The organism is Microbacterium esteraromaticum, from assembly GCF_017303215.1.
Classification (GTDB): domain Bacteria; phylum Actinomycetota; class Actinomycetes; order Actinomycetales; family Microbacteriaceae; genus Microbacterium; species Microbacterium esteraromaticum_C.
The window spans coordinates 1436653-1458004 of record NZ_JAEMWU010000001.1 but is presented as its reverse complement, the minus strand read 5'-3'; the positions used below and the strand labels follow the sequence as shown (position 1 = coordinate 1458004).

Annotated in this window: 18 protein-coding genes and 2 riboswitches; of the genes, 4 read left to right on the top strand and 14 right to left on the bottom strand. The window is 67.6% G+C overall.

Annotation, left to right across the window (positions count from 1 at the left end; all coding sequences use genetic code 11):
* Positions 1 to 16: 16 nt before the first annotated feature.
* From JF543_RS06625 to JF543_RS06615, 3 genes are all read right to left on the bottom strand, one after another.
* Positions 17 to 427 (bottom strand): histidinol dehydrogenase, encoded by a 411-nt coding sequence (locus JF543_RS06625; protein ID WP_347401112.1) that lies wholly within the window; start codon positions 425 to 427, stop codon positions 17 to 19.
* 62 nt (positions 428 to 489) lie between these two features.
* A complete protein-coding gene (locus JF543_RS06620) occupies positions 490 to 804 on the bottom strand; it encodes an AzlD domain-containing protein (protein ID WP_179411354.1) in 315 nt (104 codons plus the stop codon).
* Positions 801 to 1547, bottom strand: coding sequence for an AzlC family ABC transporter permease (locus JF543_RS06615; RefSeq protein WP_206823366.1), 747 nt, complete (start codon positions 1545 to 1547; stop codon positions 801 to 803). The genes JF543_RS06620 and JF543_RS06615 overlap by 4 nt, the downstream gene beginning before the upstream one ends.
* 65 nt (positions 1548 to 1612) lie before the next feature.
* Here JF543_RS06615 and JF543_RS06610 point away from each other — a divergent pair, with 65 nt between their 5' ends.
* Positions 1613 to 2158 (top strand): XRE family transcriptional regulator, encoded by a 546-nt coding sequence (locus tag JF543_RS06610; protein ID WP_206823365.1) that lies wholly within the window; start codon positions 1613 to 1615, stop codon positions 2156 to 2158.
* 16 nt (positions 2159 to 2174) lie between these two features.
* On the opposite strand, the gene JF543_RS06605 is transcribed toward JF543_RS06610, so the two are convergent.
* Positions 2175 to 3056: a phospholipase gene (locus JF543_RS06605; protein ID WP_206823363.1), complete on the bottom strand. Its 882-nt coding sequence runs from the start codon at positions 3054 to 3056 to the stop codon at positions 2175 to 2177.
* Positions 3057 to 3330: 274 nt separating this feature from the next.
* Positions 3331 to 5241 carry a translational GTPase TypA gene (gene typA / locus JF543_RS06600; protein ID WP_179411358.1) on the bottom strand — a complete coding sequence of 637 codons (1911 nt, stop codon included), beginning with the start codon at positions 5239 to 5241 and terminating at the stop codon, positions 3331 to 3333.
* Between the two features lie 120 nt (positions 5242 to 5361).
* Between typA and JF543_RS06595 the strand changes: the two genes are divergently transcribed.
* Complete coding sequence (locus tag JF543_RS06595; protein WP_206823356.1) at positions 5362 to 6120, top strand: CPBP family intramembrane glutamic endopeptidase; 759 nt, start codon at positions 5362 to 5364, stop codon at positions 6118 to 6120.
* A 19-nt stretch (positions 6121 to 6139) separates the two neighbouring features.
* Here the strand turns inward: JF543_RS06595 and JF543_RS06590 are convergent, their stop codons facing one another.
* From JF543_RS06590 to JF543_RS06550, 9 genes are all read right to left on the bottom strand, one after another.
* Positions 6140 to 6652 carry a PH domain-containing protein gene (locus JF543_RS06590; protein ID WP_206823353.1) on the bottom strand — a complete coding sequence of 171 codons (513 nt, stop codon included), beginning with the start codon at positions 6650 to 6652 and terminating at the stop codon, positions 6140 to 6142.
* Positions 6653 to 6713: 61 nt separating this feature from the next.
* On the bottom strand, positions 6714 to 8369 hold the full coding sequence (locus JF543_RS06585) for an ABC transporter ATP-binding protein (protein ID WP_179411361.1): 1656 nt from the start codon (positions 8367 to 8369) through the stop codon (positions 6714 to 6716).
* A complete protein-coding gene (locus JF543_RS06580; RefSeq protein WP_179411362.1) occupies positions 8366 to 9310 on the bottom strand; it encodes an ABC transporter permease in 945 nt (314 codons plus the stop codon). The genes JF543_RS06585 and JF543_RS06580 overlap by 4 nt, the downstream gene beginning before the upstream one ends.
* Entirely contained in the window at positions 9297 to 10229 is a 933-nt protein-coding gene (locus JF543_RS06575; protein ID WP_179411363.1) for an ABC transporter permease, read from the bottom strand. The genes JF543_RS06580 and JF543_RS06575 overlap by 14 nt, the downstream gene beginning before the upstream one ends.
* Before the next feature lie 80 nt (positions 10230 to 10309).
* Positions 10310 to 11938 carry a peptide ABC transporter substrate-binding protein gene (locus JF543_RS06570; protein ID WP_206823345.1) on the bottom strand — a complete coding sequence of 543 codons (1629 nt, stop codon included), beginning with the start codon at positions 11936 to 11938 and terminating at the stop codon, positions 10310 to 10312.
* 180 nt (positions 11939 to 12118) lie between these two features.
* Complete coding sequence (gene gcvP, locus JF543_RS06565; RefSeq protein WP_206823343.1) at positions 12119 to 14989, bottom strand: aminomethyl-transferring glycine dehydrogenase; 2871 nt, start codon at positions 14987 to 14989, stop codon at positions 12119 to 12121.
* A 2-nt stretch (positions 14990 to 14991) separates the two neighbouring features.
* Entirely contained in the window at positions 14992 to 15369 is a 378-nt protein-coding gene (gene gcvH / locus JF543_RS06560) for a glycine cleavage system protein GcvH (RefSeq protein ID WP_179411366.1), read from the bottom strand.
* Positions 15366 to 16496, bottom strand: a complete 1131-nt coding sequence (gcvT, locus tag JF543_RS06555; RefSeq protein WP_206820787.1) for a glycine cleavage system aminomethyltransferase GcvT — start codon at positions 16494 to 16496, stop codon at positions 15366 to 15368. The genes gcvH and gcvT overlap by 4 nt, the downstream gene beginning before the upstream one ends.
* 50 nt (positions 16497 to 16546) lie before the next feature.
* Positions 16547 to 16662: riboswitch (glycine riboswitch) on the bottom strand.
* Positions 16663 to 16756: riboswitch (glycine riboswitch) on the bottom strand.
* 130 nt (positions 16757 to 16886) lie between these two features.
* Positions 16887 to 19064 (bottom strand): chitobiase/beta-hexosaminidase C-terminal domain-containing protein, encoded by a 2178-nt coding sequence (locus tag JF543_RS06550; protein WP_206823340.1) that lies wholly within the window; start codon positions 19062 to 19064, stop codon positions 16887 to 16889.
* Positions 19065 to 19224: 160 nt separating this feature from the next.
* Here JF543_RS06550 and JF543_RS06545 point away from each other — a divergent pair, with 160 nt between their 5' ends.
* Positions 19225 to 19908, top strand: a complete 684-nt coding sequence (locus JF543_RS06545; RefSeq protein WP_179411369.1) for an NUDIX hydrolase — start codon at positions 19225 to 19227, stop codon at positions 19906 to 19908.
* Positions 19909 to 20052: 144 nt separating this feature from the next.
* Complete coding sequence (nadA, locus tag JF543_RS06540) at positions 20053 to 21345, top strand: quinolinate synthase NadA (RefSeq protein WP_206823337.1); 1293 nt, start codon at positions 20053 to 20055, stop codon at positions 21343 to 21345.
* Positions 21346 to 21352 lie beyond the last annotated feature (7 nt).

Genomic DNA, 21352 nt, shown 5'->3' with positions numbered 1-21352 from the left:
TGCCCCGGGGCGGCGGTCAGGACTCGGGTGTGCGCGGCGTCGTCGATGTCGACATCGATGACGAGAGTTCGCGCAACCGGCTCGTGTCCGGCCACATCACCGTGAGCAGGACGATCCCCGACGCGATGTACATCCAGATGTTGCCCAGCGGCGTATTCGGCACGACGACCGATCCCCCGGGCCCGCGTTGGGAGATGATCAGGATGAGCGCCATCATGCCGAGCCCAGCGGCGAGCGCGGCCCAACGGTCGCCGGTCAGCGCGCGCAGGGCGATCAGCAGCGCGGCGCAGCCGATGGCGCCGACGATCATCCCGACCGGTACGGGGCCGAGCATGAAGCTGTGCGCGATGGTGGCCGCGACGCCGTAAACGGCGCCGACGAGGGCTGCTGCCAGCCAGGACAGGCCACGGGAGAGGATGCTGCGCACAGCTCAACCCTAGTCGCCCGCGGGCTGCGAGCACCTGTGCGTCGGAACGTCGGATGCTACCGTCAGGCCGCCCAGCCGAGCATACGCAGCAGTGCCGCCACGGCGGCGGCGGCCGCGACGACGACGATGAACGACTGACGCATCCACAGCAGCCCCGCGGCGACCAGCACGGCCGGGAGCCTGGCATCCACCACCACGGCCTGCCCCGCGCCCAACGATTGCACGGCGACGAGGGCTGACAGCAGCGCCACGGTGAGCAGATCCGAGATGCGCGCCGGGCGCGGTGCCTCGAGGACGCGCGCGGGGATCAGATAGCCGAACGCCTTCAAGCCCACACAGATGCATGCGGCAAGCAGTACCGCGCTCCAGACGCTCATGCCGTGACCTCCTCCGACGGGGTCCGATCATCATCGCGGCTGAACCAGTTGAACCACCCGACGACGATCGCGACGACAGCGGCCACCAACACCGGCAGCCCGGGCATGAGAAAAGGGGTGAGCGAGCCCGCCACGACCGCGGCGGCGACGCCGACGGCGATCGCCTGACGCTGCTTCAGGCGCGGCCACAGCAGCGCCAGGAAGGCCGCCGCGGCGGCGGCATCGAGCCCCCAGGCCTTCGGGTCGCCGAGCACGTCGCCCAACAGTGCTCCGGCGAGGGTCGTCAGGTTCCACCCGATGAAGACACCGAGTCCGGTGATCCAGAACCCGAGCCTGCGCAGTCGTGTCGAGCCCTGCGAGATCGCGACGGCGGTGGACTCGTCGATGGTCAACTGCGCAGCCGCCGTGCGGCGCCAGAATCCCTCGCCGATGATCGGCGACATGCGCATGCCGTAGGCGATGTTGCGCACGCCGAGCAGCGCGGCCGACGCGACGGCTGATGGCAGGGCCGCCATCCCGCCGGCGCTGAAGACGCCGATGAAGGCGTACTGCGATCCGCCGGTAAACATCACCAGGCTCAGCACGCACGTCTGCCAGACATCAAGACCAGAGGCGACGGCGAGCGCGCCGAATGAGATGCCGTAGGCGCTAGTCGCGATGGCCACGCCCAGCCCTTCGCGCCACACTTCACGCGCGGCCGCGCGATCATCGATGACCGCCGGTGTTCGATCCGTTGAACGCATGCCCATCATTCTGAACGATGAGCGGGATCCAGTCAAACCGAACGAACGTTTGACATACTGAACAGATGGACCTGCGCGAACGACTCGCCCACTCCCTGCGCCGCGAACGCGAGGCAGCCGAGCTGTCGGTGTCGGAGCTGGCGCGCCGCGCCGGCGTATCAAAGGCGACAATCTCGCAATTGGAGAGCGGCTCCGGCAACCCAAGCGTCGAGACGCTGTGGGCCATCGGCGATGCCCTCGGCGTGCCGTTCGCGACACTGGTCGAGGAGCGCACGACAGCACCGCGTCTGATCCGCCTGGGGGATCACGCCGGCGTCCCTTCCGCCGCAGCTCCGTATCTGGCGACACTGCTGTCAGCCGCGGCCCCCGGCACCCGCCGCGACATCTACCTCATCCAGGCAGAGCCCGGCGAACCACGCCGTTCGCTCCCCCACCACGTCGGAACCACCGAACACGTCATCCTGATCAGCGGTGAAGCGCTGATCGGCCCGACCGAGGCGCCCGCGCTCATGCATCCCGGCGACTACCTCTCGTATGCCGGCGACGCAGCGCACGTCTTCGAGGCCCACCTTCCCGGCACGAGCGCCGTACTGGTGTCCGAGCTGCGCTGACGCGCGGCGATAGAGGTCAGTACCAGTTGACGGCCTGCGAATGCCCCCACGCGGCGCACGGCGAGCCATACGCGCGCTGGATGTAGTCCAGCCCCCACGAGATCTGGGTGGTCGCGTTGGTACGCCAGTCGCTGCCTGCAGTGGCCATCTTGTCGCCCGGGAGTGACTGCGGGATGCCCGTGGCACCGCCGTTGGGGTTGTACGCCTGGTAGTCCCAGCCGGACTCCTTGGTCCACAGCGAGACCAGGCACGAGAACTCTCCCTCGCCCCAGCCATAGCGCTCGGCGGCCATCGCTCGTGCCGTCGCCTTCGCGCCCTCCGGCGTATTGGCGGCCGCCTGCGCCTCAGCGGCACGACGGGCGTCCTCGGCCGCCTTCTTCGCCGCCTTCTCCGCGGCGATCCGTTCAGCCTCGGCCTTGAGCCGGGCATCCTCGGCGACCTTCATCTCCTTCGCCGTGGTCAGCGCGTTCTGCAGAGCAGAGGTGCGACCCTGTACAGCATCCGCTTCGCGGTCGACCGCCGCAGTGAGCTCGGCGACACGGTCCGCGGACAGACCGTCGGTGTCGGACAGCGTGTTGACGTTGCTGCGCAGCTCGACGAAGTCCACCGCCGTCGCCACGGATCCCGGCTGCACCTCAGAGGCGAGCACGACCGTGTTCAGCGCCTGCGCATTGACGAGCGCGAGCTTGCCGTCTTCGACAGCATCCGCCGCCTCTTCCAGCGCCGTCTCGCTCGGCACGGCGCCGAGCGCGGCCGGCGCGTAGACGATTCCGGCGGCGACGGCGGCGAGGATCGCGGCTCCCGCAGCGAGCCCGATCATCGGGCGGCGCTTCGTCGACGGGGCAGAGGGTGTGGCGACGGCCCGACGGGACGCGCGGCTGATCTGAAGGTGGGGCATGGGTTCGACTTTCGGGTCGTCGTCGGCCCGGACCCGCTGGGGGGCTGCTCATCGGGAGCGAACGCCCGGGCACGAGAGACGAGTCTGACGAACCCACCTGGATGAAACCCTGCCCTCACCTGGACAATCCTTGACCACCGCCCGAGAATCCGCGCCGCATCCTCAAGGGAAGATGTGTTATGGGTTCGTTACTTTAGTGGCGGCGGACGCTCGGACAGCGCGAAGGCCCCGCATGCCGGATACGGCGTGCGGGGCCTTCGAGAGCTGTCGCGACTTACGCGTTGGCGTCCTGACGCTTGAGGCGGGAGGCCTCACGCGCACGGGTGGTCTGATCGAGGTTCACCTTGCGGATACGCACGACCTCGGGGGTCACCTCGACGCATTCGTCGTCGCGCGCGAACTCGAGGCTCTCTTCCAGAGACAGCTCACGCGGCGGCGTCATCGACTCGAACGAGTCGGCGGTCGCCGAACGCATGTTCGTGAGCTTCTTCTCCTTGGTGATGTTCACATCCATGTCGTCGCTACGCGAGTTCTCGCCGATGACCATGCCCTCGTAGACCTCCTGCGTCGGCTTGACGAAGAACGACATGCGCTCCTGCAGGGCGATCATGGCGAACGGCGTGACGACACCCGAACGGTCAGCCACGATCGAGCCGTTCTGGCGCGTGGTGATCAGGCCGGCCCAGGGCTCGTAGCCGTGCGAGATGCTGTTGGCGATACCGGTGCCGCGCGTCGTGGTCATGAACTCGGTGCGGAACCCGATCAGACCACGGGCCGGTACGACGAACTCCATGCGCACCCAACCGGTGCCGTGGTTGGTCATGCCCTCCATGCGGCCCTTGCGGTTCGCCAGCAACTGGGTGATCGCGCCGAGGTACTCCTCGGGGGCATCGATGGTGAGGTGCTCGAACGGCTCATGCGTCTTGCCGTCGATCTTCTTGGTCACCACCTGGGGCTTGCCGACCGTGAGCTCGAAGCCCTCGCGTCGCATGTTCTCGACGAGGATCGCCAGCGCCAGCTCACCGCGGCCCTGGACCTCCCAGGCATCCGGGCGCCCGATGTCGACGACCTTCAGCGAGACGTTACCGATCAGCTCGCGGTCGAGGCGGTCCTTCACCATACGGGCGGTGAGCTTGTGGCCGCGCACCTTGCCGACCAGCGGCGAGGTGTTCGTACCGATGGTCATCGAGATCGCGGGGTCGTCGACATGGATCTGCGGCAGCGCGCGCACGTCGTCGGGATCGGCGATCGTCTCACCGATGGTGATGTCCTCGAAGCCGGCGATCGCGACGATGTCACCGGGGCCCGCGGACTCGGCCGGGTAGCGCTCCAGCGCACGGGTCATCAGCAGCTCGGTGATACGCGCATTGGCCGTGGTGCCGTCGGCACGCACCCAGGCGACCGTCTGCCCCTTCTTCAGCGTGCCGTTGAACACGCGCAGCAGCGCAAGGCGGCCCAGGAACGGGCTGGAGTCGAGGTTGGTGACCCAGGCCTGCAGCGGCGCCTCGTCATCGTACGACGGAGCGGGGATGTGCTTGAGGATCGCCTCGAACAGCGGCTCGAGGTCGTCGTTGTCGGGCAGGTCACCGTTGGCGGGACGGTTGAGCGATGCAGCGCCGGCACGACCCGATGCGTAGACGACGGGCACGTCGAGCAGTGCGTCGACGTCGAGGTCGGGAACGTCGTCGACGAGATCGGATGCCAGACCCAGCAGCAGGTCCTGTGCCTCGGCCTCGACCTCGACGATGCGCGCGTCGGGGCGGTCGGTCTTGTTCACGAGCAGGATGACCGGCAGCTTCGCCTCGAGCGCCTTGCGCAGCACGAAGCGGGTCTGCGGCAGCGGCCCCTCGGACGAGTCGACCAGCAGCACGACGCCGTCGACCATTGACAGGCCGCGCTCGACCTCGCCACCGAAGTCGGCGTGACCGGGGGTGTCGATGACGTTGATCGTCACCGGCACGTCGGTGTGAGCACCGTTGTACGTGATCGCGGTGTTCTTCGCGAGGATCGTGATGCCCTTCTCACGCTCAAGATCACCGGAGTCCATGGCGCGCTCGTCGACGTGGGCGTGTTCGCCGAAGGAGCCCGTCTGGCGGAGCATCGCGTCAACGAGCGTGGTCTTGCCGTGATCGACGTGTGCGACGATCGCGACGTTTCGGAGATCAGAGCGGAGGGCGTGCGCCATTGAGGATTCCTCAGAGAATTGGTGGGATGCGCCGGGATGCCGACGTTACAGAATAACGCACGGCCGCTGACCGCCCGCTGACCGTGTACCCGCGCTGTGCCGAGCACTAGCATCGGTGGGATGAGTCGGGCACGGATCTGGTGGGAGATCGGAATCGTGCTCGCGCTCGGGCTCGGGCAGTCGGCGGTGTACGCCGTGGTTCAGCTGGCCTACCGCCTCACCGACGAGACGCCGCTCGGCGATCAGACCGCGACGCTCAACCCCTCTCGCAGCGACCGCGAGTTCTTCGACCTCATCTATCAGCTGCTCTCCATCGGCTTCGGCATCGTTCCCGTGCTGCTCGTCTGCTATCTGCTCTGGCAACCGCGTACGCCGCACCTCGCTGATCTCGGACTGGACGGCACCCGCCCCGGCCGCGACATCGGCCGCGGCGCCCTGCTCCTACTCGCCATCGGCATCCCGGGGCTCGGCCTCTACCTGCTCGGCCGGACGCTCGGCTGGTTCGTCGCCGTCGACCCCGCCGGACTCGACGCGCACTGGTGGACCGTCCCCATCCTGTTGCTGTCGGCGGCACGCGCTTCGATTCAAGAGGAGTTCGTGGTGCTGGGCTATCTCTTCGCGCGCCTGCGCCAACTGGGATGGGGACCGTGGCCGATCATCGTCGCCACCAGCCTGCTGCGTGCCACCTATCACCTGTATCAGGGGCCCGGTGCGTTCATCGGCAACTTCGCCATGGGCCTGCTGTTCGGCTGGCTGTTCGCCCGGACCGGCAGGTTGCTGCCGTTCCTGGTGGCGCACTTCCTGATCGACGCGACCGTGTTCGTGGGCTACCCCTGGGCAGCGGCGACCTGGCCGTCCCTGTTCGGACTGCCCGGCTGACGCCCCACCGCACCGATCGTCAGCGGGTGACGGCCACCGCGACGGCGGCCCAGACCACAAGAACCGCGAGCGCAGTGAGCGCGGGCCAGTCCCAGGTGCGCTGCACTCGGGCATCCGCATCGACCGAGCCGGCGGCATTCGCACGCAACCGCTTCATTGCGGCGATGCCATCGTCGGTCTCGGCAACGCCCTCTTCCTTGACGCGTCCCGGCGCAAGACGCCGCGCGCGCGTGCGCGAGGGACCGCCGAAGCACGACACGACGGCGTCATCGACAAGAGTGATCTCGAGCTGCCAGCGCATCGCGATGCGCTGCACCCGACTCCACGGGATCTCGATGCGACGCAACAGGTTCTGCACCTGCACTCCCCGCTCATCGGCACGCACGTCCGAGGCCAACCCGACCACGTACACGCACCACACCACGAGCAACGGCCAGGGGGCGAGCAGCAGCGTGTTCACTAGGCCCGACCGCACCGCCGCGTCGACGAGCAGCAACGCGGCCACCACGGATGTCAGCACCAGAAGCAGCATGCTCCCGGAGCGTCGGAACATCCGCGGCGGCCGCGTGCGACTCATCTGTCGTTCTCCGTCGTCACGCCGCGCCACCGCCGAGGGTCAGCGACGCCCCGGGGATCGCGTCGAGCAGTCGCCTGGTGTACTCCTCCTGAGGTGCCGAGAAGATGTCATCGACGGTGCCCTGCTCGACGATGCGCCCCTTCTCCATCACGCACACCAGGTCGGCGGCGACGCGCACCACGGCCAGGTCGTGCGTGATGAACAGGTACGTCAACCCGAGCTCCTGCTGCAGGTCTGAGAGCAGGTTCAGAATCTGATCCTGCACCAGCACATCCAGCGCCGAGACGGCCTCATCGAGCACGACGATGTCGGGCTTGAGCGCCAGCGCCCGTGCGATAGCCACACGCTGGCGCTGACCACCCGACAACTCGTTCGGGTAGCGCGATGCGAGCTCCTGCGGCAACGCGACCTGGTCGAGCAACTCGAGCGCACGCTTGTGCTGCTCGTCCTTCGATCCGATGCGGTGCACGTGCAACGGCTCGGTGATGAGACTGCCGATGCTGCGCAGCGGATCGAGGGAGCCGTACGGATCCTGGAACACTGGCTGCATGCGGCGACGCAGTGCGAACACCTCGGCGCGCGACAGCGTGCTCGTCGGGTTGCCGTCGATGACGATCTCGCCATCGGTGGGGTTCTCCAGTTGCAGCAGCATCTTCGCCACGGTCGACTTGCCCGAACCGGACTCGCCCACCAGCGCAAGGGTCTTGCCCCGCGGGATGCTGAACGACACATCGTCGACCGCCCGGAACTGCTCGTGACGCAACCCACCGGTACGAATCGAGTAGTCCTTCACGAGCCCGCGCACCTCGACGACCGCCGGAGCGTCATCCGCAGGCGCCACGGACTCGGCCGCACGAGTGCTGCTGCCGATCCGCTTCGACGCCAGACTCGGGGCCGCAGCGACGAGACGCTGTGTGTACGGATGCCTCGGGTTGGTGAGGATCTCGACACTCGGACCGGCCTCGACGATCTCGCCCTGGTTCATCACGATGATCCGGTCGGCGCGCTCGGCGGCCAGTCCCAGGTCGTGTGTGATGAGCAGCACCGAAGTGCCGCGCTCACTGGTGAGCGAGGCGAGGTGATCGAGGATCACCCGCTGCACGGTGACGTCGAGAGCACTGGTGGGCTCGTCGGCGATCAGCAGCTTGGGATCAGCCGCGAGCCCGATGCCGATCAACGCGCGCTGGCGCATACCGCCCGAGAACTGATGCGGGAACTGATGCATGCGCTTGGCAGCGTCGGCCAGCCCCGCTTGCTGCAGAACCTCGACCGCGCGGTCGTGCACCTGCTTCTTGCCCTGCGCCAGCCCGTTGGCCCGCACGGCCTCCTTGACCTGGAAGCCGATCGACCACACCGGGTTGAGATTCGACATCGGGTCCTGAGGCACGTAGCCGATCTCACGGCCACGGATGCGCTCCATCTGCCGACGATCGGCCGTGGTCAGCTCACGCCCGTCGAGGGTGATGCTGCCGCCGGTGACCTCACCGGTTCCTGGCAGCAGGTCGATGATGGCCGCCGCCGTCGTCGACTTGCCCGAGCCGGACTCGCCGACGATCGCCAGGGTCTCCCCCGCCATCACGTCGAAGCTGACACCGTGCAGCACCTGGCGCGTCTTCTTGCCGCTGCGGAAGGCGACCTTGAGGTCGCGGATGCTGAGAAGAGGTTCGCTCATCGCTGTGCCCTCGCCTTCGGATCGACGGCGTCGCGCAGCAGCTCGCCGAGGGTGATGAATGCCAGCACCGTCAGGGTCAGAGCCAGCGACGGCCAGAACAGCGCCATCGGCGCGGTGCGGATGCTGGTCTGCGCCTGGCTGATGTCATTTCCCCACGACATCGTGCTGCCGCCGAGGCCGACACCGAGGAACGACAGCACCGACTCGGCGACGATCGCCCCTGCGAGTGCGAGAGTCGCGACCACGATGACCGGGGCCATGGCGTTCGGCAATACGTGCACGAGCAACGTCTTGAACCGTGACATACCCACGGCCTCGGCGCCCATCACGAAGTCGGCCTGTTTCACGCGCAGGATCTCGGCGCGCATGATGCGCGCTGTCGAGGCCCACGCGAATCCACCGATGGCGAAGGCCAGGACGAACTCGTTGCGCACCGGGATCACCGACATCACCACGATCGCCGCGATGATGTAGGGGATCGTGAAGAAGATGTCGCCGACGCGCGAGAGGAACGAGTCGAGCCACCCGCCGTAGAACCCGGCGAACGCGCCCATCACCACGCCGATGACCGTGCCGATCAGGGTCGCCAGCACGCCGACCACGAGCGAGGTGCGGGTGCCCCAGATGATGCGCGAGTAGACGTCGCACCCCAACCGGGTGAATCCCAGCGGGTGCCCCGGCTCGGGCCCGCCGTTGCTGTCGGCGAGCTGGCAGCCGTTGTTCGGCGCCACGTTCGTGAACAGTGACGGCCACAGCGACACGACGATCACCAGCAGCACGAAGGCCGCCGAGATCCAGAAGATCGGCCTGCGCCGAAGGTCGCGCCACGCGTCGAGCCACAGGTTGCTGGGCTTTGCGTCGACACGCACCGCATCGACGCGCACAGTGGTGGTCTCGACGGGAGCGACGTAGTGCTCCGGAGTCGAATCAGTTCGAGACATAGCGGATCCTCGGGTCGAGCAGGCCGTAGATCAGGTCCACGATGATGTTGATGAACACGTACACGACGACGAACACCGTGACGAACGACACCACTGTCGGGTTCTCGCCGCGAATGATCGCCTGGTACAGGGTGTTTCCGACGCCGGGCACATTGAAGATGCCCTCGGTGACGGTGGCGCCGACCATCAGCACGCCGAACACGGTGCCCAGGTCGGTGACCATCGGGATCAGTGAGTTGCGCAGCACATGCACGGGGATGACGCGTCGGCGCGGCAGCCCCTTGCTGTACGCCGTGCGCACCCAGTCCTGACCGAGGGTCTCGATCGTCGAGGCGCGGGTCAGCCGCATGCTGGTCGCATACACGCTGAGTCCCAGCACGATCGCCGGCAACCAGAGATCGCCCCAGTCATTGTTCGCGCCCACCGTCGGTTTGAACCAGCCCAGTTGCACTGCCAAGAAGTACTGCGCCAGGAAGGCGAGCACGAAGATCGGCAGGGCGACGAAGATCAGCGCCACGACGAGCATCGAGTTATCGAAGAACCGGCCCTTGTTGAGCGCCGAGAACAGTCCGATCACGATGGCGAGCACGAAGGCGATCCCGACGGCCATCACGGCGAGGCGCAGTGTCACGGGGAAGGTACGAGCGAGCACGTCAGCGACCGGCTGTCCTGAGAAGCTGGTGCCGAAGTCGAGCCGGAAGATACCGGCGATGTAATAGAAGTACTGCACGATGAACGGCTCGTCGAGATGGTACTGCGCGCGCAGCCTCTCAAGCAGAGCCGGGTTGGGCTGACGATCTCCGAACAGCGCGGCGATCGGATCGCCGGGCATCGCGAAGACCATGAAATAGATCAGCAGGGTGGCGCCGAAGAACACCGGGATTGCCTGCAGGATCCGTCTGAGGATGTAAAGAGCCACCCTCGACCTCCCTTCGGGTAAGGCACAAAGATGACGAGGCGGTGGTGGATTCACACCACCGCCTCGTCATCAGAGGGGTGTTAGCCCTTGGTGATCTGGTAGAACAGCGGCACCGAGTTCCAGCCGAACTCGACGTTCTCGACGTTCTCGGAGAAGCCTCCGACGACGTTGGAGTACCACAGCGGAAGAACCGGCAGGTCCTTCAGCAGCACTTCCTGAGCCTGCTGGAACAGGCCGTTGGCGGTGTCGGGGTCGGTCGACGAGATGCCGTCGGCGATCAGACCGTCGAACTCGGCGCTGGAGTAGTCACCGTCGTTCGAGCCGGCGTTGGTCGCGTACAGCGGTCCCAGGAAGTTGTACAGACCCGGGTAGTCGGCCTGCCAGCCGGTGCGGAACGCGGTCTCGATCGTGCGGTCGGTGACCTTGCCGCGCAGTTCGGCGAAGGTCGGGTACGGAGCGCCCGATGCCTCGATGCCCAGCACGTTCTTGATCGAGTTGACCGTGGCGTCGACCCAGGCCTGGTGGCCACCGTCGGCGTTGTAGGCGAGCTGGAACTCACCGCTCCACGGGCTGATGGCGTCGGCCTCGGCCCAGAGCTCCTGCGCCTTGGCCTCGTTGAAGTCGAGCACCTCAGAGCCGGTGAGCGAGTCGGACCAGCCGTCGATGACCGGCGAGGTGAAGTCGCTGGCCGGGGTGCGGGTGCCCTGGAAGATCACATCGGTGATCTCGGCGCGGTTGATCGCCATCGAGATGGCCTGGCGGCGCAGGTTGCCCTCTTCGCCGCTGAAGTGCTCAAGGCGCTCGGGGATCGTGAACGACTGGAAGATCGCAGCCGGCTGGTTGACCGCACGGTCACCCAGGTCGGACTCGAAGGTCGCGAAGGCCGAGTCGGGCAGAGCGTCGAGCACGTCGAGCTCGCCACCGAGCAGGTCGGCGTACGCGGCATCCTGCGACGCGTAGAACTTGATGTTCAGTCCGCCGTTGGCCGGGGTGCGCGGACCGTCGTAGTCGGGGTTGACCACCAGGTCGATACCGACGTCGTGCTGCCAGGCACCCTCGCCGTCGAGCATGTAGGGGCCGTTGCCGATCGGGTTCTCACCGAACGCGTCGAGGTCGTCGAATGCCACGTCGGGCAGCGGGTAGTAGGCCGAGTAGCCGAGGCGCTGCGCGAAGTCCGACGCCGGCTTGTTCAGCGCGATCGTGAACGTGTAGTCGTCGACCTGCTCCAGACCGCTCAGCTCGGAGTCCTCTTCGTAGCTGAAGCCCTCGATGTCTTCGAAGAAGTAGCTGGAGAGCTGCTCGTTCGAGGCGAGTGCACCGTAGTTCCAGGCCTTGATGAAGTTGTCGGCGGTGATCTCTTCACCGTCGGTGAAGGTGAGACCCTCGCGGATCTTGACCGTCAGGTTCTGCGGGTCGTCGACCGTGATCTCTTCAGCGACGTCGTTGAACACCGAGCCGTCTGCGGCGTAGCCGACCAGGCCCGCGAAGATCGAGTCGAGGATCTTGCCGCCACCGGTCTCGTTCGTGTTGGTCGGGATCAGCGGGTTCTGCGGCTCGGAGCCGTTCGCCGTGATGATCGCGCCCGCATCGCCGGCGCCCCCACCCGTGTCTCCGGAATCGGCGTCGTCGCCGCCTGCGCAGCCGGCCAGCACCAGGGTGCCCGCCGTGAGCAGACCGACCCCGACGAGGGTGATCTTGTTTCGCTTCATTGCTATGTCCTCCTGTGGACCGGTACAAGAGCACGACGTCTACGTCGCACCGCTATGCCGCCAGGCTACCCTGCGTGAACCGGATCCCGGGTCCGCCGTTAATGAACCGTTACTGAGTTCACAGACGACGACACCCCCGCTGCGAAAACAGCGGGGGTGTCGGTACCGTGCGATCGGATGCTACGCGAATGCCTCGATCGGCGGGCAGGCGCACACCAGGTTGCGGTCACCGAACGCCTGATCGATGCGGCGCACCGGCGGCCAGTACTTGGTCGCGATGAGCGAGCGCACCGGGTAGGCGGCGATCTCACGCGGGTAGGCGTGCGACCACTCCCCTGCGATCAGGCTCGCCGCGGTGTGCGGGGCGTTCACCAGCGGGTTGTCGTCGGCGGGCCAGGTGCCCGCGGCGACGGCATCCGCCTCTGCCTTGATGCTGATCATGGCCTCGATGAACCGGTCGACCTCGCCGAGGTCCTCGGATTCGGTCGGCTCGACCATCAGCGTTCCCGCCACCGGGAACGACATGGTCGGCGCATGGAAGCCGTAGTCGATCAGGCGCTTGGCCACATCGTCGACGGTGATACCGGTCGCTTCCTTGAGCGGACGCAGGTCGAGGATGCACTCGTGCGCGACCCGTCCCTGCTCACCCGTGTAGAGCACCGGGTAGTGCTCGGCCAGACGCGCGGCGATGTAGTTGGCCGACACCACGGCCGCCGCCGTGGCACGACGCAGACCATCCGCGCCCATCATGCGCACGTACGCCCAGGTGATCGGCAGCACACCCGCCGAGCCGTACGGTGCGCCCGAGACCGGACCGCCCTCGAAGACGTAGCCGCCCGCGTGCTCGCTCTTCTGCGCCTGCGGATGCCCGGGCAGGAACGGCGCGAGGTGCGCCTTCGCCGCCACGGGACCCACACCGGGACCGCCACCGCCGTGCGGGATGGCGAAGGTCTTGTGCAGGTTGAGGTGCGAGACGTCGCCACCCAGATCACCCGGGCGGCCGTAGCCGACCAGGGCGTTCAGGTTCGCGCCGTCGACGTACACCTGTCCGCCGGCCGCGTGCACAGCCGCCGTGATGTCGGTCACCAGCTCTTCGTACACGCCGTGCGTGGACGGGTAGGTGATCATCAGGGCCGACAGCGACTCGGCGTGGACCTCGATCTTGGCGCGCAGATCGTCGAGGTCGACGTTGCCGAACTCGTCGGTGCCGACGACAACGACCTTCATACCGGCGAGCACTGCCGACGCGGCGTTCGTGCCGTGCGCCGACGACGGGATCAGGCACACCGTGCGGTGCTCATCCCCGCGCGACAGGTGGTAGCCGCGGATGGCCAGGAGGCCCGCGAGCTCACCCTGCGAACCGGCGTTCGGCTGCAGCGAGACCGCGTCGTAACCGGTGACCTCGGCGAGCCACCCCTCGAGCTGATCGATCAGGGCCAGCGATCCCTCGACGTCCTCGCGCGGAGCGAACGGGTGCAGCTGGGCGATCTCGGGCCAGGTGATAGCGGCCATCTCGGTCGCGGCGTTGAGCTTCATCGTGCACGATCCCAGGGGGATCATGCCGCGATCGAGCGCGTAGTCGCGGTCGGCGAGCTGCTTGAGGTAGCGCATCATCGCCGTCTCGGAGCGGTGCGTGTGGAACACCGGGTGCGTCAGGTACTCGTCGTCGCGCAGCAGTTCCTGCGGCAGCGCGCCGGTCGACCCCGCCTCGACAAAACCGAACACACGCTCCTGCTTGCCACCGAAGAGCATGGCGACTCGGTGCAGCTCGGCGGTCGTGGTGGTCTCGTCGACCGCGATGCCGACAGTGTCAGCATCCACCAGACGCAGCAGGATCCCCTCGTTGTGCGCGCGGGCGACGATCTGCTCGGCCTGACCGGGCGTGCTCACCAGAAGCGTGTCGAAGAACGCCTCGTGGACGACGCTCGCGCCGGCCTCGATCAGCCAGTCGCGCAGCAGGGCGGCCTTGCCGGCCACCTCACCGGCGATCGCACGCAGCCCGTCCGGGCCGTGGTAGACGGCGTACATCGAGGCCATCACGGCCAGCAGCACCTGGGCGGTGCAGATGTTCGACGTGGCCTTCTCACGGCGGATGTGCTGCTCGCGGGTCTGCAATGCCAGACGGTACGCAGGGTGACCCGTGGCGTCCTGAGACACTCCGACCAGGCGACCGGGCAGCTGGCGCTCCAGGCCCCCGCGCACAGCCATGTAGCCGGCGTGCGGGCCGCCGAAGCCCATCGGCACGCCGAAGCGCTGGGTGGTGCCCACGGCGACATCGGCGCCGAGCGAGCCCGGCGAGCGCAGCATCGTCAGCGCGAGCAGGTCGGCCGCGGCGACGGCGATGCCGTTCGCGACGTGTACCGCATCGAAGACGGCCGACGGATCCCAGATGCGCCCCGAAGCGCCCGGGTACTGCACGAACGCGCCGAACAGTTCGTCCGGCATCTGCTCGCCACCGGCGAGGTCGCGCTCGACGAGCTCGATGCCGACGGCATCCGCACGGGTGTGCAGGAGCGCCTTGGTCTGCGGCAGCGCGTCAGCGTCGATGACGAACACATTCGACTTCGACTTCGCGGCGCGACGCGCGAGAAGCATCGCCTCGGCGACGGCGGTCGACTCGTCGAGCATCGACGAGTTGGCCGTGGTGAGCCCGGTGAGGTCGGCGACCATGGTCTGGAAGTTGATCAGCGCTTCCAGACGGCCCTGCGAGATCTCGGGCTGGTAGGGCGTGTACGCCGTGTACCAGGACGGGTTCTCGAGGACGTTGCGCTGGATCACGCTCGGCGTGAAGGTGCCGTAGTAGCCCAGGCCGATCATGGCCCGGTTCACGGTGTTGCGCGAAGCGAGCGCGCGCAACTCGGCGAGCGCCTCGGCTTCGCTGGCGGCGGTCGGGATGCCCGAGTCGGCGGCCGGCTCGGTGAAGATCGACTGCGGCACGGCCTGGCGCATCAGCGCCTCGACCGGCGCGTCTCCGTCGACGCCGAGTGCGGCGAGCATCTGCTGCTGCGCCTCATCGGTGACACCGATGTGACGGTTCGCGAAAGAGACCACTCTCAGCCTTCCGTGATCGCGACGTAGCCGTCGCGGTCGAGCAGACCATCGAGCGCGCCCTCGGCGATCTCGACCTTGATCAGCCACGCGTCCTCGAACGGCGAGGAGTTCACGAGGGCCGGGTCGTCGACGACGGCGTCGTTGATCTCGACGACCTTGCCGGTGACGGGCGAGTACAGCTCGGACACCGACTTGGTCGACTCGGCCTCGCCGAACACGTCGCCGCGGGTGAGGTCGGTGCCGACCTCGGGCAGCTCCACGAAGACGATGTCACCGAGCGCGTCCGCGGCGAAGTCGGTGATGCCGATCGTCGCGGTGGCGCCGTCGACGGCGACCCACTCGTGCTCTTCGCTGTACTTGAGGGTGTTGAGATCGGTCATTTCTTCCTCCGGTAGAAAGGCAGGGCGGTGCGGGTGGCGGGGATCTTCGTTCCCCGGACGTCCAGGAACAGCTCGGTGCCCTCCGCGGCTGCGGAGGGGTCGACGTAGGCCATCGCGATCGGGTGGCCGAGGGTGGGGCTGAGCGCCCCGCTGGTGATCTCGCCCACCACGGTTCCGTCGGCGAGAACCACGGGGTAGCCGGCGCGGCCGGCGCGGCGACCTTCGGCGGTGAGACCGATCAGCACGCGCGCGTCATCGGCGGGGACGTGCGCGCCCTTGCCGACGAAGTCGTCCTTGTCGGCGACGACGACGCGGCCGAGCCCGGCCTGTGCGGGGCGGATCTCTCGCGAGAGCTCGTTGCCGTACAGCGGCATGCCCGCCTCAAGACGCAGGCTGTCGCGGGCGGCGAGGCCGGCAGCAACGAGGCCGTGCTCCGCGCCCGCAGCGACGAGGGCATCCCACAGCGACGCCGCGTCGGCAGCATCCACCAGCAGTTCGAAGCCGTCCTCACCGGTGTACCCGGTGCGGGCCAGCAGCAGCGGCTTGCCGTTGAAGGTGGCGCTCGCCCACGCGTAGTACTTCTGCTCGGCCCACGGCACGCTGACGTCGGCAATGGCCTCGGTCGCGGCGAGGATGGCCTCGGAGACGGGGCCCTGCACGGCGATCAGGCCGTAGGCGTCGGAGACGTCCTCGACTGTCACGTCGAAGCCCTCGACGCGGGCGGTCAGCGCCTCGCGGACGGCGTCGCGGTTTCCGGCGTTGGAGATGACCAGGAAGTCGTCGTCGGCGAGACGGTACACGATCACGTCGTCGACGATGCCGCCATCCGCAGTCAGCAGCAGCGAGTACTTCGCCTTGCCGACGGTCATGGCCGACAGACGTCCCGCGAGCGCGAAGTCGAGGTACGCCGCCGCAGAAGCGCCGCGCACCGTGAACTCGGCCATGTGCGAGATGTCGAAGATGCCGGCGGCCTCGCGTACGGCGCGGTGCTCGGCGAGGTCCGACGTGTAGCGCACCGGCATCTGCCAGCCACCGAAGTCGGTGAAGGTCGCCCCGAGCGCCTCATGGCGCTCGCGGAGCGGGGTGTAGCGCGGGCTGTCGCCCTGCGGTTCGAGCTGTTCGGTCACGGAGTTCTCCCGGTCTGGTTCGGGCAGGATGCCGTCGTCGGCATCCTCGGAACTCCCCCTCTGTCATCGGGCCTGAGAGCTTCGCCCTGGCCCGTCGACGATCACGATCGTCTTGGAGGGGGCTTTCACCGTCGGCGGATGCTGACGCATCGCTTTCCAGAGCGGCCGGACGTGCACGGTATCTGTACCTGAGAGATTGGCGGGGAGGCTTGCTCCTTCGGTGCCCGGTTGCGTTCACCGAGCTCTCCCGCGCAGGTCGTACGGCCTGTGTTCAATTAGCAGTCCCAGCATAGCGGCAGAGCCCACTCGGCGTGCGACGCGGATGCCGCACTGCGATGCGACGCGCGAAGGCCCTCCCGCACAGCGGCGGGAGGGCCTTGGTGGTGCGGATCAGTCGTCGATCTTTGCCAGATAGTGCGCCAACGCCGCCTCGAGGTCATCGGTGGCTGCGTCAAGGCGTGTCTGCGAGACGTTCAGGGTCGTCCGCAGCGCGTCCGCATGTGCGTACGCATCGACCAGTGCGCGCTTCCACGGAGCTTTACCCCGCACCGCCGCGACGGTGTCACCGGCCGCGGCAAGAGCGTCGGCCAACCCCGCGCGGTCGACAGCCACGAGATGGTCGGCGATGCCGTCGCTCAGCGCCGAGATGTGCACCGCCAACGCGTCGACGGCATCCTGCGAGGGCCCGCTCGGGGCATCCGCCGGGATCTCGGTGGGCGCCTGGGAAACGGCCTCGTCGAGTTCGGCAAGCGCGGCGAGCGCGGCGGCCGGGTCGGCGATGTGGATGCCGAGGTCCGCGGTGCCCGACTCGAGCTCCTCCCCCAGCACACGGCGCACGGTCGCCGCGATCTCCTCCGCCTCGGCGAGCGCCGCATCGAGGGCGACGCGGTCGAGCGCACCGGCGACGAAGCGGAACGAGCGAGGCTCTGCGGCGTTTCCGTATGAGTCGTACGCCACGAGGGTCGCCTCATAGACATGGCCGAGCGTCAGTTCGCGATCGATGGGTCCGGTCACGGAGTTGCCTGCCCGTAGCCCGAGCGGGATCTGCAGCACGTCGGGACGGGGCATCTGGGTGTACTGCGCATTGATGCGGTCACGGGCGGTGAGGAAGTTCGCGGGCTCACCGGCAGTGACGTCGTTGAGCACCAGGGAGTAGCTCTTGACGTACTGGTCGTCCTGAGCCTGCGGCAGCCGCAACACCAGTCCGTCGTCGGTGCGCCGCACGGTCGGCTCGGCAGCATCCGCCCAGACCGGTGCGACGGCATTGCGATTGGCGGCGGTGTAGGTGAACGCGGCCTTGGTCGCGGCGCCGTCGGCGCCGCGGGCGATCACCCACGTGGGACCGGCGACGGTACCCGTCGACGCGAAGGGCGGGTTCTTCTGGAAACCCCAGACACCGTTCTCGTCATAGGTGCGTCCCTCATCGGCCGCATAGTTGATCCGGTCGATCTCGACGCGGTCGTCGTACACCTCGACAAGCACCGACTGCGCCGAAGCCAGGGTGGCATTCTTGACGAGCCCGTTGCCGAAGGACTGATACACCGAATCGGTCTCGCCATACGACATGGAACCGTCATTGACCGACGTGAAGGCATCCTGGTGGATCGAGCGCTCATCGTTGATGTTGAGGTGCGAGTGGCCCGAGAAGTAGACGACCTGCGGAAAATCGGCGAGGTTGCTGCGAAGCCCCGAGTTCGACGACTGCGCGCCGTCCCACACGGTGGCCGGCAACGGCCGGTGGCCGAAGACGAAGATCGGCGACCCCGCCGTCTCGGGATCTGCGGTCAACGACGACAGACGCCCGTACAGCCAGGACGCCTGCGTGCTGTTCCACCGCTCGGTGTTGACGATGAAGGCGGGGAAGCCCGCGATCTCGGTCTGGTAGTACCCGCCGTTCTCGGTCTCCTGAGGAAACCAGTCGGCGGGGTACTCGGCTGCCATGCGCTGAACGTAGTCGTCATGGTTGCCGAAGCTCAGCAGCACCTGAGTGTCGTCCATGCCGGTACGGGCGAGGTTCTGCTCGAGCATGGCGCGCGGAAAGCGGTGGTCGGCGGCGCTGTTGTAGTAGTTGTCGTTGATCTGATCTCCGTTGGAGATGATCGCGTCGGGCTCGGGGGCGATGCGGGCGAGCGCGTCGAAGTAGGTCTCCCACTTCGCCACGAGGTCGGGGCGGTCTGACGAGAGGTGGATGTCGCTCATGACGGCGAACTGCGCGAGGGGCTCCTCGTCAGCCTTGATGAAGTACCCCTCCAGCAACGGGGCACTGCGCCCGTCATCGGTGTAGGCCACTGCTGTGAGCGTCGACGTCTCATCGATGCGCAGCGGTTCGGTGTAGAGCGGACTACGCGGAGTGGGCGTCGTACCGTCGAGCGTGTAGCGGATCTCGGCATCCGCCTCGGCGGTCAGCGTGACGGTCTGGGCGCCGATGTGACGACCACCGTCGACGCTCGCACGCGGCGGTGCGGCTTCAGCGGTGGCCCCGCCGGCGGCGAAGGCGGCCGGCGCAGCGGCACCGGCGAAGAGGAGGGAGCCGCCGACGAGGGCGGCGACCATACGAGGGGCAGACATGGTGCTCCGTTCAGAAGGGGAGGTGAGCGAACGTCTCGACTCTCGTGCGCGGATCAGAACGACTTGTATACCTTTCTTGAACTCCTCGGAAACACCTATGAATACTGCTTCATCGACACGAACACACGACGGTGAACGGGAGGGGCGGCACCGAGAGATTATGATCGGTCGGCGAGGAGGTACCGTGTCAGAAACCCGTACCGGTGAGATCCGCGTCGCCGTCTCGACCGTGATCTTCACGCTCCGCAGCGCGCCGGGCGGCGATCGATTGATGCTCCCCCTCGTCAGGCGCACGCGAGAGCCCCACCTCGGCCAGTGGGCGTTGCCGGGCGGCTGGCTCGACCCGACCGAGAACCTCGACAGCGCGGCATCCCGCACCCTCGCGCAGACCACCGCGCTCAAGCCGAGCTACCTCGAGCAGCTGTACACCTTCGGCGACGTCGACCGCGCGCCCGACCGCGCGATCGCGATCGTCTACTGGGCACTGCTGCGCTCCGACCTTGTCGACGCGCAGCGCGCAGCCGCCGGCGCCCCTGAGAACGTCGAATGGTTCGATGTCGACGCCATCCCCACTCTCGCCTTCGACCACAACCGCATCGCCGACTACGCCCTCTGGCGACTGCGCAACAAGGTGGGATACAGCCGCATCGCCGCAGGCCTCCTGCCGGATGAGTTCACCCTCACCGAGCTGCGCGAGGTGTACGAGGCCGTGCTCGGTCAGCGCCTCGACCCGTCGAACTTCCGACGGCTGCTCGAAGGCTCCGACGAGCTGGTGCCGACCGAGTCGTTCCGCACCGGCAAGCACCGGCCCGCCCGGTTGTACCGCTACGTCGCGACGGCCTGAACCCGCCCGTCACGCCCGCCGGCAGCATCCGCACCCATCCCCCGGCGCGGTCATCAGCCCTGCCTCGGATTGCACTTAGGGTCACTTCGACATAATCTGAACTCGACACACTAAGTGTCGAAGTGACCAGAAGGCGGCGCCGCGATGCCCACTACGACCGATCCGTCCGTCGACCACGCCATTCAGGCGATCGTCTCCGGCGCCTCGACGGATGCCACCTGCACCACCGACCTGGCCGCAGGGCCGTGGGATTTCGATGTGCGGCCCGGGTACGGTCCCGGCTCGTCCATGGGCGACGTCATCCCCACCGGCGCACCACGCCAGGGTGAGCTGCCCGCCGAGTACCGCGAAGCCGACGAACAGCAGCTCGAAGACCGCATCCGCGCAGCGAAGGCGACGCTCGGCGACCGCGTCGTCGTACTCGGCCACTTCTATCAGCGCGAGGAGGTCGTGCGCCACGCCGACTACGTCGGCGACTCGTTCCAGCTCGCCAACGCCGCGCTCGAACACCCCGACGCCGAGGCGATCGTCTTCTGCGGCGTGCACTTCATGGCCGAGACCGCAGACCTGCTCTCGGGCCCCGACCAGTCGGTGATCCTGCCCAACCTGGCAGCGGGGTGCTCGATGGCCGACATGGCGGACATCGACCAGGTCGAGGACTGCTGGGAGCAGCTGGCCGACGTTCTGGGCCCCCTCGACAAGCCCGATGCCGAGGGCCGCGTGCCGGTGATTCCGGTGACGTACATGAACTCCTCCGCCGCGATCAAGGGCTTCGTCGGACGCCACGGCGGCATCGTGTGCACATCGTCCAATGCAGCCACCGTGCTGGAGTGGGCCTTCGAGCGGGGCAGCCGTGTGCTGTTCTTCCCCGACCAGCACCTCGGCCGCAACACCGCGAAGGCGATGGGCGTCACCCTGGACCGCATGCCGATGTGGAACCCGCGCCGCCCGCTCGGCGGATCGTCCGCTCAGGAGCTCATCGACTCACAGGTCATCCTGTGGCACGGCTTCTGCTCAGTGCACCGGCGGTTCACCGTCGACCAGATCGACACCGCCCGCGCTGAGCACCCCGGCGTGCGCGTCATCGTGCACCCCGAGTGCCCCATGGAGGTGGTCGACGCCGCCGATGAGGCCGGGTCCACGGACTACATCCGACGCGCCATCGCCGGCGCGACCACGCCTGCGACCTTCGCGATCGGCACCGAGATCAACCTCGTGAAGCGGCTGGCCGCCCAGCACCCGCAGCACGAGATCTTCTGCCTCGACCCCGTCGTGTGCCCGTGCTCGACGATGTACCGCATCCACCCGGGCTACCTCGCCTGGGTGCTCGAAGAACTCGTGGCGGGCCGCGTGCAGAACCGCATCCGGGTGGCCGATGACGTCGCAGCGCCCGCACGGGTCGCGCTCGAGCGCATGCTGGCCGCCAAGCCCCGATGAGCCGAGA